The sequence below is a fragment of the Arthrobacter sp. TE12231 genome, from assembly GCF_054062895.1.
In genome coordinates this window covers 15074-32505 of record NZ_JBSSFS010000001.1, presented here as the reverse complement: position 1 = coordinate 32505, position 17432 = coordinate 15074, and the positions used below count along the sequence as shown (strand labels likewise).

Sequence of the window (17432 nt, the reverse complement as noted above, 5' to 3'; positions counted from 1 at the left end):
GGTCAGGACCTGGGCTGCTGATCAGTTCTTCTGGTGTTCATCCAGGAGCCGGGCGCAGCGGATGAAGCCCAGGTGCGAGTACGCCTGGGGATGGTTGCCCAGGTGGGTTTCCGTGCCGGGATCGTACTCCTCCGGCAGCAGCCCCGTGGGCCCGAAGAGGTTGACCAGCTGGTCGAAGAGGTCCCAGGCCTCCTCGATCCGGCCCACGGCGATATAGGCCTCGATCAGCCACGTCGTGCAGATGTGGAAGCCGCCCTCCAGGCCCGGCAGGCCGTCGTCGTACCTGTAGCGGAACACGGTGGGACCCACCCGCAGTTCCCGCTCCACCGCCGTGACCGTGGCCAGGAAGCGGGGGTCGTTGACGTCCAGCAGGCCGGAGAGCCCGATGTGCAGCACGGCTGCGTCCAAGTCGGGACTGTCGTACGCCACGGTGTAGGAGGACGCCGACTCGTCCCAGCCTTCGCGGAGGACCTCCTCGCGGATGGTCGCCGCCGTGGACTCCCAGGCCGGCAGCGGTTCCCGGCCGTGCCGGGCGGCCGTGCGCAGTGCCCGGTCCAGTGCCACCCAGCACATCACCTTCGTGTACACATGGTGCCGGGGCGCCCGCCTGGCCTCCCAGATGCCGTGGTCCGCTTCATGCCAGCGGGCCAGCACGGCCGCGGCCATCTGAACCATCAGCTCCCAGTGGTCGTCGGAGAGCACACCCTGCCGGGCGCTGAGGGCGTCGATCAGCTCGGCAATCGGGCCAAACACGTCCAGCTGCACCTGGTGGTCGGCCGCATTGCCGATCCGGACCGGGCGTGATCCCGCGTAGCCTGGCAGGCTCTCGATGATGGCCTCGGTGGACAGCGGCGCCCCCGTCACCGAGTACAGCGGATGGAGCCATTCCGGGCCCGGGGCGTGGTCCAGGATCCGGCCCAGCCAGGCCAGGAAGCCCTCGGCCTCGGCCGTGGAGCCGAGGTCCACGAGGGCGTTGACGGTCATGGACCCGTCCCGCAGCCAGCAGTACCGGTAGTCCCAGTTCCGGGTTCCGCCGATTCCCTCCGGCAGCGAGGTGGTGGGCGCGGCCAGCACCGCGCCGGTGGGCTCGTGAACCAGGGCGCGCAGCACCAGCGCGGACCGGCGGACCAGCGACGGCTTCACGCCCGGCATCTGCAGCTCATGGACCCAGCGCCGGGAATGATGCGCGACGGCGGAGCGCCGCTCCGTCTCGTCTTCGACCACCGCAGGCTGCGGTTCGGTATCGCCGCAGCGCAGGTTGAGGACCACAGGGCCGTCCCGCAGGTCGACGTCGCCCGTGGCGGTGGCGTGCCGGCCATCCGACGTGATGGAAAAGCTCACGCCGGGCGCCCGCAGGATGATCGGATCCGCAGTTCCCACCACGTGCAGCTCCGTCCCGCGCGCCTCCATGCTGAACGGCGCATTCGCGTAGTCCGGCCGCGGGGCGAACACGATCCGGGCCGTGCCGGTGCCCGAAAGCACCCGGACCAGGCTGGTGATGCCCGCCGGCGCCGGTTCCAGGTAGTCCGTCACGGTGACGTCGGCCCAGCGGGTTTCGACGATCATGGTGCTGTCCACGTAGCGCTGGCCCAGGACCTGCGAGGACTTCACCGGTTCCACGGAGAAGTGTCCGGCCGCATCCCCGCCGAGGAGGTGGGCGAACAGCGACCCTGAGTCCGGCAGCGGGTGGCTCATCCAGCAGATTTTCGCGTCCGGCGTGATCAGCGCGGTGGAGGATCCGTTGCCGATCATCGAATGCCGTTCCAGGCCAACGGCGTCCTCGCCGAAAAGCCACGCCCGCCGCAGCTCGAACAGTATCGCCAGGACGCGGGCGAACGACTCCGGGTCCCGGAGCCGGTGGGCCGCCACGGTTGGCCCCTCCCCCACGCGCAGCGCCATGTCCGGCCCGCGCAGCGTCGCCATGGCCAGCTCGTCGCTGGAGGCGTCGCCGGCGTAGAGTGCGGCACTGACACCGAGCACGGAGCGCAGGTGCTCCAAGGCGGTGGCCTTGGACGGTTCGACGACGGAAAGGTCCAGCACCGAGCCGTCCACGATGAAGTGCAGCCCGTGCGCCTGGGCAATGTCCGACGCCTGCCGGGTAGCCAGGGCAACGATGTCCGGCGCCGCGGACCGGGTGTGGACGGAGACGGCGACCGGCTTGCGTTCAATGGTGATGCCCCGGTAGGCCCCGACCGTTTCGGCGAGCGCCTGGTGGGTCTGCTGGAGCACGGACTCGGTGGCCAGCGAGAGGCTGTGGGCATAGCCCATGTCGAACTCGGCACCGTGCGAGCCCACCAGATGCACCTCTGCGGGCAGGCGTGAGACGGCGGCCAGATCGCGCAGGGAGCGCCCCGAGACGACGGCGGCATGGGTATTCGGGAGGGCGGCCAGCGCCCGCAGCGCAATAGCTGCGCTGCCCAGCGGCAGGGTCTCGGTCGAGATGCCCTCCGCGGTACAGAGCGTTCCGCCGTAGTTGCATGCCACGAGCAACCCGGGAGTGCGGGCCAGGATCTTGAGCTCGGCCAGTAATTGCGGGGTCAGCCCGTCGTCGGCGGCGTCAGTCTGCACAAAGGCCCGGAGCAGGCCCAGCGGGAGTGATTTGGTCAGTAGGGCGGAGTCAGCGAGCGACTGGTTCAGCGGAGTGGGCATCGGCGCGGTCCTTCTAGTAGTCCCCAATGCCTGCATGAGATTGCCCCCGGGGGGGCATATTCCAAGTATCATCCCGGGCCGATTTCGCCGCGGTGTCCCGGCTGTTGCAAGTGTGTAACGTCTGCAAGAGCCGGAACACGCCCGGGCCACGGGCACAGGGCGTGCAACACCCGCCGCAGCCAGCGGCGCACACTGCAGATCGCACGCGCGCTGCGCGGCCAGCGGACGGACATGCCCCGCCGCTGTCACGATCAGTGGACAGAATGCCATTACGCCCGCTGATCGCGTCCAACAATGAGCATGTCCTTCAACAAACCTGCCCACGAATGGACATGCCCCACGGCGGAATGAGCGGCCGGGTATGTCCCCCTCGGCGCAAAACGTGCCAATGGACATGTCCTTTGGCACGGCTGGCCGATGGACAGGGCCCGCGAGCGGACCTTTGGCAGGGTCACCCTGACGCCGCCGTCGGAGAACCCGCCCCGGTTGCGCAGGCGCTCAGCAGTTGGCCGGCTTGTACTCGTACGCTCCGGCGTCGGCCGCTCCGCCGCCCTGGCAGCCGGCACTTTGGGTGGTCGGCCGCCCGTCCAGGTCCATGGGAAACGGACTCTCGCCCGCGCGGTCGATCGCCGGGCTCGCTCCGGTGAGGTGGAGATCGGCGGGGGGATTCACAAAGCCGGCAGGATCGGTGGTGGATGTCGCGCTTGGGACGATGTTGGTGGGGCCGTTGAGGACGTTCTGCTCCTCGGTCCATCCCGAATTATCCATCCACAGCGAGTTGCGGACCGCCACGAGGATATTGGCCCGGATGACGGTGGAGGTGGGGCACGAGGCGTGGCAGACCACGGCCTGGGAATCCGGACCGTCCAGCCACACGGTGTTGTGTTCGAACGTGGTGCCGTTGGTCGGGCCGAAGGACGACGTCGTGCCGCGCGCAATCAGCCCCATGGCCTGGCCGCAATCGGGGACGCAGGTGGACCTGATGAGGTTGTAGCTGTACGTGTTGTTGTCCGCGGTTCCGTCCCCTCCCCGCCCAATTTCGGAGAAGACGTTATTGTCCACCGCCACATTGTGGTGGATTCTGTTCCGGTTGCCGTTGAATATCTCAAATGCGCTGCCATCATGGCCAAAGTCGTAGGACAACGCGGTGGACCCGGAGACGGTGTTGCCGGAGAACTCGTTATCGCTGCCGTTGATGAGGAAGCCGAAGGCGCCAGAGTCGTCGCTGCAGTTCAGCGCCGTCGCGGTGCCACAGCCTGTCCCCGGCGTATTGACGTTCATGATGTTGTTATCGGTAAGTGTGTTGTTGGTGTAGCTGCCGAAGTCGGAGCCGTCGCTCACCTTGATTCCGGCGGCGTTGTTTGCCGCGGCGGAGTTCCGCACGGAACTGTGGTCGCCATAGACGCTGAATCCCGCGTATCCGCACGAGTCCGCCCGCAGGCCGTCCACGGCAATGAAACTGCCGTCCAGCCGGACGCAGGTGCCCGTCAGTCCCCCCGTGATGACGGGCGGCTCCCCGTCGCCGAAGGCGTTCAGGGTGATCCGGAGCCGCCCTGTGCCGCTCCGGCTGACCACAAGGCCTCCGGAGAAGACGTCTCCGCGCCGGAAGCTGACGGAATCTCCAGGCTGCAGCGCGGCGACGTTGACCTTGTCGAGGGTCTGCCAGGCGGATGCGGGTGATGTTCCGTTGCTCGTGTCGCTGCCGTCCGCGCTCACGTAGTACGTGACCCCAGCGGCCGACGCCGGCGCGGATGCATCGCCGAGCAGTCCAGCCAGGAACAGCAGGATGACCAGGGTGGCGGCGGCCGTGGGCTTGATCTTCATGGGTGCACCTAGGTTTTCGCCATGTATCCGCGGATCAGAGTGCCACCGCCGTCGGCGGACCGCATCGGCACCCTGAGGGGCTTAACGCTAAGAGCGCGCCAGCACTAAGTCAACGGAGCGGACCGCCAGCCGCGGCGGTTACGGCCCTGGCCGCGGCCGACTGAACCGAAATGTTCTTTTTTGCCACTTGACGTTCCTTATTGTGCGATTATGATATCTAATTATGTGAGCTGCTTCACGTCACCCGCGTTATTTCAAAGGAGAAATTATGACCATGCATGAGGACGCACTGCTCCGGGCTTCCAGCCAAGGCGGGTGGGACCGGCGGACGCTGCTGAAGACCTTCGGTGCCGGAGCAGTGGCCATGGCAGGCATTCCCCTGCTCACGGCCTGCACGGGCGGCAGCGCTCCTGCCAGTAGCGGCGCCAACACCGCCACGTTCGGTTCGGGTTCCTCGGATGAGGTCCCCAAGGCAGCCTACAAGGCCGTGACGGACGCTTTCGAGAAGAAATCCGGCATCAAGATCACCACCAATGTTGTGGCGCACAACGACTTCCAGAACAAGATCAACACCTACCTCCAGGGCAGCCCGGACGATGCTTTCACCTGGTTCGCCGGCTACCGCATGCAGTACTACGCCGGCAAGGGACTGCTCGCCCCGATCGATGACGTCTGGGAGAAGGTCGGTGGAAACTTCTCGGATGCCCTGAAGAAGGCGTCGACCGGCGCCGACGGCAAGATGTACCTGATCCCGAACTACAACTACCCCTGGGGCTTCTTCTACCGCAAGAGCCTGTGGACGGAAAAGGGCTACACCGTCCCCACGACGTTCGACGAACTGAAGACTCTGGCCACCAAGATGAAGGCCGACGGCCTGATCCCAATCGAGTTTGCGGACAAGGACGGCTGGCCCGCCATGGGCACATTCGACTACCTGAACATGCGCCTGAACGGCTACCAGTTCCACATGGACCTGACCGCTCACAAGGAAAGCTGGGACCAGAAGAAAGTCAGCGACGTCTTCGACACATGGAAGGCCCTGCTGCCGTTCCAGAACCCGAACTCCCTCGGCATGACGTGGCAGGACTCCGCGAAGTCCCTCGCGGACAAGAAGTCGGGCATGTACCTCCTCGGGTCCTTCCTCACCCAGCAGTACACGGACAAGGCAATCGCCGACGACATCGACTTCTTCCCGTTCCCCGAGATCGCGGTGGAGGGCCGGGATTCCATCGAGGCGCCCATCGACGGACTCCTCCTCTCCAAGAAGGGCGGCCAGAACCAGGCCGCCAAGGACTTCCTGGCCTACGTAGGCACCCCGGAAGGCCAGGATGTGTACGCCTCGGTGGACTCGTCCAACATTGCCACCGCCAAGGGCGCGGACACCTCGAAGTTCACGCCGCTCAACAAGAAACTGGCCGATGCCATCAGCGGCGCCAAGAACATCAGCCAGTTCTTCGACCGTGATGCCCTGCCCGCCATGGCCAACAACGTGATGATCCCGGCCCTGCAGACCTTCATCAAGGACGGCACGGTCGACGTCAAGAACCTGGAAGCCCAGGCCAAGTCCCTGTACGCCGCCCAGTAGCGGCGTGTCCCGACACGCATTTCCTGCGCGCCTTTTCCCCAGCAGTTATCAAAGCAAGGAATCTCCATGAGTGTCTCTACCAATCCGTCGGCGCGGGGGCGCAAAGCAGTTGCCCCCGCGCGGCGGGTTCGGCGGCTGTCCCGCCGCGACAAACTGGTGCTCGGCCTGATGGTGGGCATCCCCACGCTCATCCAGCTCGTCCTGGTCTGGATCCCCACCCTCATGTCGGTCGGGCTGTCTTTCACCCGCTGGAACGGGCTGGAGCTGACCGACATCAAACCCGCCGGGGCCGAAAACTACCAGTTCATCGCCCAGGACTACCCGCCGTTTTGGCCCGCCATGCAGCACAACGTGCTGTGGCTGGCGTTCCTGGCCTTCGTCGCCACACCGCTGGGGCTGCTGCTGGCCGTGCTGCTGGACCAGAACATCCGCGGCACCAGGATCTACCAGAGCATCTTCTTCGCCCCGGTGATGCTGTCCCTGGCCCTGATCGGGATTATCTGGCAGCTGTTCTACAACCGTGACAGCGGCCTCTTGAACTTCGTCCTCGGCACGGCAGGCACGCCCCAGGCCGTCGACTGGTTCGGGGATTCCAGCGTCAACATCTGGGCGGCCCTCTTCGCCGCCACGTGGCGGCACGCCGGCTACGTCATGATCCTGTACTTGGCCGGGCTCAAGGGAGTGGACCCCACCCTGCGCGAAGCGGCCCAGATTGACGGCGCCAACTCGGTCCAGACCTTCTTCCAGGTGATCTTCCCGGCCATGCGCCCGGTCAACGTCATCATCATCGTCATCACCGTCATCGAATCCCTCCGGGCCTTCGACATCGTCTACGTGATCAACCGCGGCACCAACGGCCTGGAACTCATCAGTGCCCTCGTCATCCAGAACCTGGTGGGCGAGGGACAGGTGATCGGCATCGGCTCCGCGCTGGCAGTCATCCTGCTCGTCATCTCCCTGATCCCCATCACCTTCTACCTGTCCCGCGCGTTCGGAAAGGACAAAGAGGCATGAGCATCGCCCATCCAACCGATGCCGCTGCGGCAGGCACCCCGGCCGACGCCGGGCCCCGCAGCTCCGGCGCTGGCAGCACCGGCCCCCGGCCCGGCCGCCCGGCCAACAACAAACAGGGCAAACGGCACTACGGCACGCACGTCTTCCTCATCGTCATGGCCGCGATCTGGCTGGTGCCCCTGGGCTGGGCCATCTTCACGGCTCTGCGCCCCAAGGCGGACACGGACAAATACGGCTACTTCAGCACCGGCGGCGCCTTCAACTTCGATAACTTCACCCAGGCCTGGACCCAGGGCGGCTTTAGCCAGCTATTCTGGAACTCGGTGCTCATTACCGTCCCGTCCGTGTTCCTGATCCTGTTCTTCGCCTCCATGATGGCGTTCGCCGTCAGCCGCGTGAGCTGGAAGTTCAACATCACCCTGCTGATCATGTTCACCGCCGGAAACCTGCTGCCCCCGCAGGTGCTCGCGGCCCCGCTCTTTGAAATGTTCAAGCACTTCGAGCTGCCGTACGCCATCAGCGACTCCGGAAACCTGCTCAACACCTACATCAGCGTGATCGCCGTGGACACCGCCTTCCAGATCGGCTTCGTGACCTTCGTGCTCTCGAACTACATGAAGGCCCTCTCCCCCGAACTCACCGAGGCGGCCCTTGTCGACGGTGCCGGCGTCTGGCGCCAGTACTGGGACATCATCCTGCCGCTGTGCCGGCCGGCCCTGGCCGCCATGGGCACCCTCGAAGTGATCTTCATTTACAACGACTTCTTCTGGCCCCTGCTGTTCATCCAAAGCGGCGACCGCCTTCCGGTCACCACCGCGATCAACAACCTTCAAGGCCAGTTCCTTTCCAACTACAACCTGATCGCCGCCGGCGCCATGATCACGGCGGTTCCGGCCCTGGTCATCTATCTGCTCCTGCAGCGCCATTTCGTGGCGGGCCTGACCCTCGGCTCCAGCAAAGGATAAAAGTGGACAACACCGTCAACGACACCACCCCCAATAACTCAGCCATGGACTACATCACCGCCCGCCTCGGCTCCGAGGGTTCCCCGATGCTGGCCTTCGGCGGCGACTACAACCCGGAGCAGTGGCCCGAGGAGACCTGGGACGAGGACGTCCGGCTGATGCGAGAGGCCGGCGTCAACCTGGTCAGCGTCGGCATTTTCAGCTGGTCCCTCTTGGAACCGTCCGAGGGCGTCTACGAGTTCGGCTGGCTGGACCGGGTCCTGGACCTGCTGCACGCCAACGGGATCCGCGTGGACCTGGCGAACGCCACGGCGTCCCCGCCGCCCTGGTTCAGCCACAAGTACCCCCAGTCGCTGCCGGTAACGGCCGACGGCGTGCGGCACAGTTACGGTTCCCGGCAGGCCTTCGCCGCCTCAAGCCCCGAATACCGCCGGGCCGCCGCGGCGCTGACCGAGCAGATCGCCTTCCGCTACAAGGACCATCCCGCCGTGGTCATGTGGCATGTCCATAACGAATACGGTTGCCACAACCAGCCGGACTTCTCCGACGGCGCCGCCGCCGGTTTCCGGCGCTGGCTCGAACACCGCTACGGCACCCTCGACGCGCTGAACGCCGCGTGGGGCACCGCGTTCTGGTCCCAGCGCTATTCGGCCTGGGACGAGATCCTGCCGCCGCGGACTTCCGGGACCTGGGTCAACCCGACCCAGCAGCTGGACTTCGCCCGCTACTCCTCCGACGAACTGTTCGAATGCTACAAAGCCGAGGCAGCGATCATCCGCTCGCACTCGGGCCATCCCGTGACCACCAACTTCATGGGCTTCAACATGGGCCTGCACCAGCCGGTGGACTACTGGCGCTGGTCCGAGGAGATGGATGTGGTCTCCAACGACCACTATCTCATCGCCGAAGATCTGCGGAACTTCCAGGAGCTGGCGGCCACTGCGGATCTCACCCGCGGCTGGGCCAAGGGCAAGCCGTGGCTGCTCATGGAGCATTCGACGTCGGCCGTCAACTGGCAGCCCCGCAACATCGCCAAAGCCCCCGGCGAGATGCTGCGCAACTCCCTGCAGCACGTTGCCCGGGGCGCCGACGGCGCGCTCTTCTTCCAGTGGAGGGCCTCGCGTGCCGGAGCCGAGAAGTTCCATTCCGGGCTGCTGCCGCACGCCGGCACAGACACCAATATCTGGCGCGAAGTGGTCCAGCTGGGCCAGACGCTGCGCAGCCTGGCCGAAGTCAGCGGCTCGGTGGTCACGGGAGCATCCGGCCGCGTGGACGTCGCCATCCTCCACGACACCGACGCCCGTTGGGCCTCGGAGCTGGACTCGCATCCGAGCGTGGACGCCTCCAACATCGCCGAAACCCGGCGCTGGCATGATGCCTTCTACCGGGCCGGCATCCCCACCGACTTCCGCCAAAGCACCGACGACCTCTCCGGCTACCGGCTCGTCGTCGCGCCGATGCAGTACCTCATCAGCGATGCCGGGGCGGCGAACCTCGACGCGTACGTGCGCGCCGGCGGCCACCTCGTGGTGACGTATTTCTCCGGTATCGTGGACGAAAATGACCACATCAGGCTTGGCAGCTACCCGGGCGCGTTCAGCGGCCTGCTCGGCGTGCACATGGAGGAGTTCTTCCCGCTGCGCGCCGGGGAAAGCGTCCGGCTCAGCGGCTTCGGCGCAGGCAGCTGCTGGAACGAACTGGGACGGGCCACCACAGCCGAGGTCCTCGCTGCCGTGGATGAGGGACCGGCCGCAGGTTCGCCGGCCGTGACCCGCAACCGCGCCGGAAGCGGCCGCGCCTACTATGTCGCCACCACGCTCGCGCCGGAGGGCCTGGGCGAACTGCTCACCGTCGTCTGCGCCGATGCCGGGGTGCAGCCGCTCGTTCCAGACCTGCCGGCCGACGTCGAAGTTGCCCGGCGCAGCAAGGACGGGACCGACTGGACGTTCTGCATCAACCACGGGGCGCACGACGTCCGGCTCCCGCTGGAGGGCGTTGACGTGCTCACCGGCACCGAGCTCGACGGCGGGCTCGGCCTCGCCGCCGGAAGTGTCGCCGTCGTCCGTTCACGTGCCGCCCAACTGGTCGGCACGTCCGCCAGCCAATCAATCCAGTCAAACCACTCACGCCCGTAAGGACTCCACATGTTAGCCGCAGCCCGCCATTCCGCCATCCTCGCGGAGGTCCAGCGTGAACGGATCGTCCGTGTCGCGGACCTCGCCAAGATGCTCGGCGTCTCCCTGATGACCGTGCGGCGGGACATCGAGGCCCTCGACGCGGCGGGCGCGGTGGAGAAGATCCACGGCGGGGCGAAGCTGCCGGGCGGGGCCAGCACCCACGAGCCGGGCTTCGAGCTGAAGGTAACCCAGCTCAAAGACGAAAAGATGGCGATTGCGCAGGAGGCAGCCGCCCAGGTGCGCGAGGGCATGGCGGTGGGGCTCAGCGCCGGCACCACCACCTGGGCGCTGGCGCAGTTGCTGTCCGCCGGGCCCCGGATCACGGTGGTCACCAACTCGGTGCGGATCGCAGACGTCTTCCACCAAAGTTCCTCCCCGTCGACCGTGATCCTCACCGGCGGCGAGCGCACCCCCTCCGATGCCCTCGTCGGGCCGCTGGCCACCTCCTCGCTGAAACAGCTGCACCTGGACGTGCTGTTCCTCGGCGTCCACGGCGTGGATGCCGACGCCGGGTTCACCACTCCGAACGTGCTGGAAGCCGAAACGGACCGCGCCTTCGTCGCCGCGGCCCGCCGGGTGGTGGTGCTGGCCGACCACACGAAATGGGGCACCCTGGGCATCAGCACCATCGCCGCCCTCGAAGACGCTGACGAACTCATCAGCGACGACCTCCTGGGCAGTGAGGCCCGACGGATACTCGGCGAGCGCGTCGGCCGGCTCCACCTGGCGCCGACAACGATTGCCCAGAGCGCCGCCTCCGGCTGACCGGCACGGCCCCGCCCACCCCCAAACCACTACGCCTGGAGCTACCGTGAACAATCCGGACCTGACTCTTGTCCCCGAGACCCGTTCCCCCCTGGGCGTCCCGCATGTGGAGCCGCTCTACCTGCGCCGTTCCGGAACGTCATTGCTCATCGACTTCAGCACGGGCGAGCCCGCCATGCTCCACTTTGGCGCCGACCTCGGCCCGGCCCTGCCGGATCTGTCACTGCTCGGCGACGCCGTGCCGCACTCCGCCCTCGACATCCCGGTCACGCTGGGGCTGATCCCGCAGGCGTCCTCCGGCTGGCGGGGGCGTCCCGGCCTCCGGGGCCACCGGAACGGCCAGGCGTTCTCGGCCTGCCTGCGGGTTGTCGCCGTCGAACGGGCGGAAGGGGACGGGTGCTCCGCCGTCATCACCCAGGCAGACCCGGATGCGGGCGTCACCGTCCGCACGGAGGTGACGATCAACGACGGCGGCCTGCTGCAGCTCCGGCACCGGCTCCACAACGACGGCGCGGATCCCTACAGCCTCGACGAACTCGCTGCCGTGCTGCCGCTGGGCCGCGCCGCCACCGAGATCCTGGACCTGACCGGCCGCTGGTGCCGGGAGTCCCACCCCCAGCGCCTGCCGCTGCGCCAGGGAACGTGGGTCCGCTCGGGCCGGCACGGCCGGACGGGACATGATGCCTCGCTCCTCCTGGCCGCCGGGAGCGCCGGCTTCGGCAACCGCCACGGGCAGGTCTGGGCCGTGCATCTGGGCTGGAGCGGCAACCACGAGAGCTTCGTTGATGCCTCAGCGGACGGCCGGACCGTTATCGGCGCTTCGGAGCTGCTCGGCGGGGGCGAGATCACCTTGGCGGCAAACGCCAGCTACGAGACCCCGTGGTTGTTCGCGGCGTACTCCGCCGCCGGGCTGGACGGCATCAGCGAGGCCTTCTACGCCTGGTTCCGCGGGCGCCCGCACCACCCCGGCGTGCGGTCCGGCAAAGCCCGGCCCGTGGTGCTCAATGTCTGGGAAGCGGTGTATTTCGACCACCGGATGCCGGTGCTGCTCGACCTCGCCGAATCCGCCGCCCGGCTGGGCGTGGAACGCTACGTTCTCGACGACGGCTGGTTCCGCGGCCGGCGCAACGACACGGCGGGCCTCGGCGACTGGTACGTCGACGAGGACCTCTGGCCCGAGGGCCTGAGCCCGCTGATCGACGCGGTCACCGGCCACGGCATGGAATTCGGGCTCTGGGTCGAACCCGAAATGGTCAACGAGGACTCGGATCTGGCCCGGGCCCACCCGGACTGGATCGCCGGACCGGCTCCGCGGGCCGCCGGGGGCAGCCCGGCGGCAGGGGGCGGCCAGCCCGTTCCCGGCGGCCCGGCTGGCCGGCTTCCGGAGCGCTGGCGGCACCAGCAGGTGCTGGACCTCGTCAATCCGGAGGCCTGGCAGTACATCTTCGACCGGCTCGATGCCCTGTTGAGCGAATACCGGATCAGCTACCTCAAATGGGACCAGAACCGGGACCTGACCGAAATGGGCCATGCCGGCCGCCCCTCGGTGCATGCCCAGACACAGGCCGTATACCGCCTCCTCGACGAGCTCCGCAAAGCCCACCCCGGTGTGGAGATCGAAAGCTGCTCCTCCGGCGGCGCCCGTGTGGATCTCGGCATTCTCGAACGCACCGACCGGATTTGGGGCTCGGACTGCAACGATGCCCTGGAACGGCAGACGATCCAGCGGTGGACCGGCATGGTGGTGCCGCCGGAGCTCGTCGGATCGCACATCGGGCCTACCACAAGCCACACCACCGCCCGGACGCACGACCTCTCCTTCCGGGCCATCACGGCCATGTTTGGCCACTTCGGCCTCGAATGGGATGTCCGGCACCTCGCCGATTCCGAGCGCACCGAGCTTGCCACGGCGATCGCACTGTTCAAGAAGTACCGTCCCCTGCTGCACAGCGGGCGCATGGTGCGGGCCGACGAACCGGACCCGTCCCTCCGGCTCCACGGCGTCGTGTCCCATGACGGCGGCGAGGCCCTCTACGCGCTGGTGTCCGTGGCGACGTCGTTCGCCGAAGTCCCCGGGAGGGTCTGCCTGCCGGGGCTGCTGCCGGACGCCGGGTACCGGGTGGACGCGGTCTACCCGGCGGCCGACGATGGCCGGGCGTTCCTGCAGGCGGTGCCGCCGGGGTGGCTCGGGGGCGGCGTCGAGGCGACCGGCCGTTTCCTGGCGGAGTCCGGCCTGCCGATGCCCGTCCTGAACCCCGAGCACGGGCTGCTCCTGTCCGTCCGCCGCGTCACCGCTGCTGAACCGGCCTGCGAACCATCCGGCGGCCCCGCCGCTACGGGCGGCCACCCCGTGAGGGGCTCCTAGCATGGGCCGGATTACGAAACGCGCCTACAAGCTCTCCGACGGCCGGGACATCATCTATTTCGATGACGCCGACACCGTCCTGCCGCCGGAGCGGGGGGACGATCTCCGCGAGCCGGCGGTCCGGCCGCCCACGGCCACCATGCGCCAGGACGTCCTGACCGGCGAGTGGATTTCGATCGCGGCCGCCCGGCAGAACCGTGTGGTGCTGCCGCCCTCGCACCTGGACCCGCTGGCCCCGGCGTCGCCGGAGAATCCCTCGGAAATTCCGAGCCTTTACGACGTTGCCGTGTTCGAAAACAAATCCCCGTCCTTCGGACCCGAGCTGGCGGGCGCCGCCGCACCGGAGGGCCTGGCGGACCTCGCCCGGGTGGGGCTGGGGCGCAGCCGGCAGTCCGTGGGCCGGTGCGAAGTGGTGTGCTTCTCCCCCGAACACACCGGTTCCCTCGCGGGGCTGCCCTTGTCCCGGATGCGCACGGTGGTGGAGGCGTGGGCGGACCGGACGGCGGCGCTGTCGGCGCTGCCCGGCGTCGAACAGGTTTTTCCGTTCGAGAACCGCGGGGAGGCGATCGGGGTGACGCTGCACCACCCGCACGGGCAGATCTACGCCTACCCGTACATCACGCCCCGCACGGCCCAGCTGATCCGCACGATCGAGGACTACGGCGGCCCGCTGTTCGAGGACATCCTCAGCTTCGAACAGAAATCCGAGCGGGTGCTGCTCCAGGGCGACCACTGGACGGCGTTCGTGCCGTTTGCCGCGCGCTGGCCGCTGGAGGTGCACATGCTCCCGCACCGGCACGTCCCGGACCTCGCCGCCACCACGGACGAGGAACGCGATGAGTTCTCCCGGCTCTACGGCCGGCTGCTGCGCGGCGTCGACGCCCTGTACGACACCCCCACCCCGTATATTTCGGCGTGGCACCAGGCCCCCGTCCACGCCCACCGGGACGACATCCGGCTCATGCTGCAGCTGACCTCCCCGCGCCGGGAGGAAACCAAGCTCAAGTACCTGGCGGGTTCGGAGGCGGCGATGGGCGCGTTCATCGCGGACATCCCGCCGGAAACGGCCGCCGCCCGGCTCCGCGAGGCCATAGGAAAGACCGGCCGTTAGGCCCGCACGAGCCGGGCAGCGTCGGCCAGAAGTTCCACGGAACGCAGCCGGGCTTCGGTGCCGGTACTCTGATGCGCCACGATCAGTTCATCGGCGTCGGCGTGGTCCGTGAATTCCTCGAGGTAGGTGAGGACGGCATCTGGGGTGCCAACAGCGGAGTACTTCATCATCTGCGCCATGTGCTGGCCCTGCGGCGAGTCCAGGATCATGTCCGCCTCGTCGTCGCTGAACACACGCCCGTTGCCGAAGAACAGGGAAACCCTGGCCCGCTTGGTGGCCTGGAACATCGCCTGGGCTTCGGAGGCCGAGTCCGCGGCAATGACGTTCACGCCGGCGATCACGTGCGGGGTGTCCAGCTGCGCGGAGGGCCGGAATTCGCGGCGGTAGGTCGCCACCGCGTCCTGCAGCGCGGCAGGCGCGAAGTGCGAGGCGAAGGCGTACGGCAGGCCCAGCTGCGCGGCCAGCCTGGCCCCGAACAAGGAGGAGCCCAGGATGTACAGCGGCACGTTGGTGCCCTTGCCCGGGGTGGCCTCGACGCCCGGGATGCGGGTGGGACCGGTCAAGTAGCCCTGGAGTTCCAGGACGTCCTGCGGGAAGCTGTCTGCCGACATCGGGTCACGACGCAGGGCCCGCAGGGTGTTCTGGTCGCTGCCCGGCGCCCGGCCCAGCCCGAGGTCGATCCTGCCCGGGTGCAGGGTTTCGAGCGTGCCGAACTGTTCCGCGATAGTCAGCGGCGAGTGGTTGGGCAGCATCACGCCGCCGGCGCCGAGCCGGATGCTGGAGGTGTGGGCCGCAACGTGCGCGATCAGCACGCTCGTGGCGGAGGACGCGATCGAGGACATGTTGTGGTGCTCGGCGTACCAGATCCGCCGGTAGCCCCGGTCCTCGGCGAGCTGTGCCATGGCCACGCTTCCGGCGAAGCTCTCGGCCGCCGTCTGGCCCGGGCCGATGGTTGCGAGGTCAAGGATGGAAAGCGGAACAGTCACGGAAAAAGCCGGCCTTTCGTAGCGGAGCAGTGTTCGGACCAGGGTTGGGAGCCACGGTCCGGGCGGCGCCAGGTTTCCGGCGCGGGCACACTGGGGTCAACGACGGCGGCCCCCCGGATATTTCAGCGGTCGGATCAGCCGCACGAATAGTTGTAGTCAAGGCCTCCGGAGATGTACTGCGTCATCGAGACGCGGCTGCCTGGTGTCAACCCGGGAAGGGTGCAGTTCGCCTTCGCCTTGGCGGCTGATCCCGCGCCTGCAAGCCAGCTGGGCAATCCTGCCAGCGGGCTGGTCGACTTCACGGTTCCGGCGATCTGTCCCCACTGGTAGCCGGTCGAGTAGAGGCCCACGCGGGCGCCGATCCTCTTGAAATACGCAGTCATGCCCTCCAGGACAGCCACGTTGGCCGCTTTGTCGGTCTGCCAGGTGTTTTCCGCTTCCACATCCAGCCACCAGAGGTAGGACTGCGGGTTGCTGACACCGCGGCGTTTGGCGTCGTCCGAGGCTTTCGCCCACCCGTACATGTAGGAGCAGGCTTTGAACGTCCCCGCGGCGCAGCTGCCGTAGGGGTTGGTGACCTTTACACCGTTGTAGGTGTTCGACGTCGGCCACCAGGACCCCTGCCGGCCCGGGTTGGCGGTATTAACGTACAGCGCCACCCTCGGCTGCGCTGTCGTCGCGGGGGCTTTTGCCGTCTTCGCCCAAGCCAGTTGGCTCGCCAGGCACGGGTTCGTGTTGTTCGCCAGGCCGTGGTTGACGCCAACGATCGCGAAGGCGGGCTGTTTTGGCAAAGTGGTGCCGCATTGCGGCCAGGAGACGTCGATGCCCGGTCCCGGGGAGCTGGCGGTGGCGGCCGAGGCCGGTCCTCCACCCAGGAGGACAAGGCCGAGCGTCACTACAAAGGCCAGTACGATGCGAGGGTGCGATTTGGGCATGCCACAGTCTAAGGCAAAATTTCAAATCGGTGGCGTAATTCGGCACGGGTCGCAATGCCCGCCAATGCCCCCCTCCTGCCGGCCCCGCAGCGCCCGGCCGGCGGGCCCGAAAGAATTGCCCGATGGAATAGTCAGCAGACTGAGGATGTTCCCTACCCTATGAGCCATGACAATCCACAGCATCCGGAACTATCCGCCACGATCGACTTAAAGGACCTGGGAACTGTCCACCGGTTGGGCTTCGGCGCCATGCGCATTGTTGGTGACGGCGTCTGGGGCGAGCCGGCAGACCGTGCTGCCGCGATCGCCGTCGTGCGCCGCGCCGTGGAGCTCGGCGTCGACTTCATTGACACCGCCGATTCCTACGGCCCCAACATCAGCGAGGAAATCCTCGCCGAGGCGCTGCACCCCTACCGGGACGGCCTCACGATCGCCACCAAGGTCGGATTCACCCGCACCGGACCCAACGCCTGGGTACCGGTCGGCCGGCCCGAATACCTGCGCCAGCAGGCGGAACTGAGCCTGCGCAAGCTCAAGGTCGACTCCCTGGACCTCCTCCAGCTGCACCGGATCGACCCCAAGGTGGACCGCGAAGAGCAGTTCACGGTGCTGCGCGATCTACAGAAGGAAGGCAAGGTCAAAGCCCTCGGCCTGTCCCAGGTCAGCGTGGAGGAGCTGGAGGAAGCCGGGAAGTACTTCACCGTTTCCACGGTGCAGAACCGCTACAACCTCACCGACCGCAGCTCCGAGGACGTCCTCGACTACGCGGAGGCGAACGGCATCGGCTTCATTCCGTGGGCGCCGATTTCCGCCGGGGAGCTCGCCCGGCCGGGCGGACCGCTGGACGAGGCCGCCAAACGGCTCGGCGCCACCACCTCCCAGGTGGCTCTGGCGTGGCTGCTGCGCCGCTCCCCCGTCATGATGCCCATCCCGGGCACCGGCTCCCTTCAGCATCTCGAAGAGAACCTCGCCGCCGCCGGCGTCGTGCTTGACGATGCCACCTACGCCGAACTCCACGCGGCCCGCTAAACCCCTCCGCTACCCGCCGGCCCTGCC

The 17432-nt window shown here is 67.5% G+C and carries 12 protein-coding genes; 8 read left to right on the top strand and 4 right to left on the bottom strand.

Annotated elements, in window-relative coordinates:
* Window positions 1–21 precede the first annotated feature (21 nt).
* Both ACVWYS_RS00105 and ACVWYS_RS00100 read right to left on the bottom strand, forming a co-directional pair.
* The gene (locus ACVWYS_RS00105) at window positions 22–2649 is read right to left on the bottom strand and encodes a trehalase-like domain-containing protein (protein WP_344360652.1); all 2628 of its coding nucleotides are present in this window, start codon (window positions 2647–2649) and stop codon (window positions 22–24) included.
* Window positions 2650–3147: 498 nt separating this feature from the next.
* Window positions 3148–4473, bottom strand: coding sequence for a hypothetical protein (locus tag ACVWYS_RS00100; protein ID WP_456508019.1), 1326 nt, complete (start codon window positions 4471–4473; stop codon window positions 3148–3150).
* Window positions 4474–4741: 268 nt separating this feature from the next.
* Between ACVWYS_RS00100 and ACVWYS_RS00095 the strand changes: the two genes are divergently transcribed.
* The 7 genes from ACVWYS_RS00095 (at window position 4742) to galT (ending at window position 14455) form a co-directional block, all read left to right on the top strand.
* Window positions 4742–6058 carry an ABC transporter substrate-binding protein gene (locus ACVWYS_RS00095; protein ID WP_456508018.1) on the top strand — a complete coding sequence of 439 codons (1317 nt, stop codon included), beginning with the start codon at window positions 4742–4744 and terminating at the stop codon, window positions 6056–6058.
* A gap of 66 nt (window positions 6059–6124) precedes the next feature.
* Entirely contained in the window at window positions 6125–7072 is a 948-nt protein-coding gene (locus tag ACVWYS_RS00090) for a carbohydrate ABC transporter permease (protein WP_116767912.1), read from the top strand.
* Window positions 7069–8037, top strand: coding sequence for a carbohydrate ABC transporter permease (locus tag ACVWYS_RS00085; RefSeq protein WP_116767913.1), 969 nt, complete (start codon window positions 7069–7071; stop codon window positions 8035–8037). The genes ACVWYS_RS00090 and ACVWYS_RS00085 overlap by 4 nt, the downstream gene beginning before the upstream one ends.
* A 44-nt stretch (window positions 8038–8081) precedes the next feature.
* Window positions 8082–10172, top strand: coding sequence for a beta-galactosidase (locus tag ACVWYS_RS00080; protein ID WP_456509108.1), 2091 nt, complete (start codon window positions 8082–8084; stop codon window positions 10170–10172).
* 9 nt (window positions 10173–10181) lie between these two features.
* The gene (locus ACVWYS_RS00075; protein WP_456508017.1) at window positions 10182–10979 is read left to right on the top strand and encodes a DeoR/GlpR family DNA-binding transcription regulator; all 798 of its coding nucleotides are present in this window, start codon (window positions 10182–10184) and stop codon (window positions 10977–10979) included.
* 106 nt (window positions 10980–11085) lie between these two features.
* Window positions 11086–13344, top strand: coding sequence for an alpha-galactosidase (locus ACVWYS_RS00070; RefSeq protein ID WP_456509107.1), 2259 nt, complete (start codon window positions 11086–11088; stop codon window positions 13342–13344).
* Window position 13345: 1 nt separating this feature from the next.
* Entirely contained in the window at window positions 13346–14455 is a 1110-nt protein-coding gene (gene galT, locus ACVWYS_RS00065) for a galactose-1-phosphate uridylyltransferase (protein ID WP_456508016.1), read from the top strand.
* Here galT and ACVWYS_RS00060 read toward each other — a convergent pair.
* A complete protein-coding gene (locus tag ACVWYS_RS00060) occupies window positions 14452–15441 on the bottom strand; it encodes an LLM class flavin-dependent oxidoreductase (protein ID WP_344360628.1) in 990 nt (329 codons plus the stop codon). The two genes, galT and ACVWYS_RS00060, sit on opposite strands and share 4 nt — an antisense overlap.
* A gap of 134 nt (window positions 15442–15575) precedes the next feature.
* On the bottom strand, window positions 15576–16376 hold the full coding sequence (locus tag ACVWYS_RS00055; protein ID WP_456508015.1) for a hypothetical protein: 801 nt from the start codon (window positions 16374–16376) through the stop codon (window positions 15576–15578).
* A 159-nt stretch (window positions 16377–16535) separates the two neighbouring features.
* On the opposite strand from ACVWYS_RS00055, the gene ACVWYS_RS00050 reads away from it, so the two are divergent.
* Window positions 16536–17405, top strand: a complete 870-nt coding sequence (locus tag ACVWYS_RS00050; RefSeq protein WP_456508014.1) for an aldo/keto reductase — start codon at window positions 16536–16538, stop codon at window positions 17403–17405.
* Window positions 17406–17432: the final 27 nt, after the last annotated feature.

Bases quoted from the DNA above. Each gene is read 5' to 3' on its own strand.
- ACVWYS_RS00085 (WP_116767913.1), top strand. From the start codon at position 7,069: ATGAGCATCGCCCATCCAACCGATGCCGCTGCGGCAGGCACCCCGGCC.
- galT (WP_456508016.1), top strand. From the start codon at position 13,346: ATGGGCCGGATTACGAAACGCGCCTACAAGCTCTCCGACGGCCGGGAC.
- ACVWYS_RS00080 (WP_456509108.1), top strand. From the start codon at position 8,082: ATGGACTACATCACCGCCCGCCTCGGCTCCGAGGGTTCCCCGATGCTG.
- ACVWYS_RS00095 (WP_456508018.1), top strand. From the start codon at position 4,742: ATGACCATGCATGAGGACGCACTGCTCCGGGCTTCCAGCCAAGGCGGG.
- ACVWYS_RS00050 (WP_456508014.1), top strand. From the start codon at position 16,536: ATGAGCCATGACAATCCACAGCATCCGGAACTATCCGCCACGATCGAC.
- ACVWYS_RS00055 (WP_456508015.1), bottom strand. From the start codon at position 16,376: ATGCCCAAATCGCACCCTCGCATCGTACTGGCCTTTGTAGTGACGCTC.
- ACVWYS_RS00105 (WP_344360652.1), bottom strand. From the start codon at position 2,649: ATGCCCACTCCGCTGAACCAGTCGCTCGCTGACTCCGCCCTACTGACC.
- ACVWYS_RS00100 (WP_456508019.1), bottom strand. From the start codon at position 4,473: ATGAAGATCAAGCCCACGGCCGCCGCCACCCTGGTCATCCTGCTGTTC.
- ACVWYS_RS00075 (WP_456508017.1), top strand. From the start codon at position 10,182: ATGTTAGCCGCAGCCCGCCATTCCGCCATCCTCGCGGAGGTCCAGCGT.
- ACVWYS_RS00090 (WP_116767912.1), top strand. From the start codon at position 6,125: ATGAGTGTCTCTACCAATCCGTCGGCGCGGGGGCGCAAAGCAGTTGCC.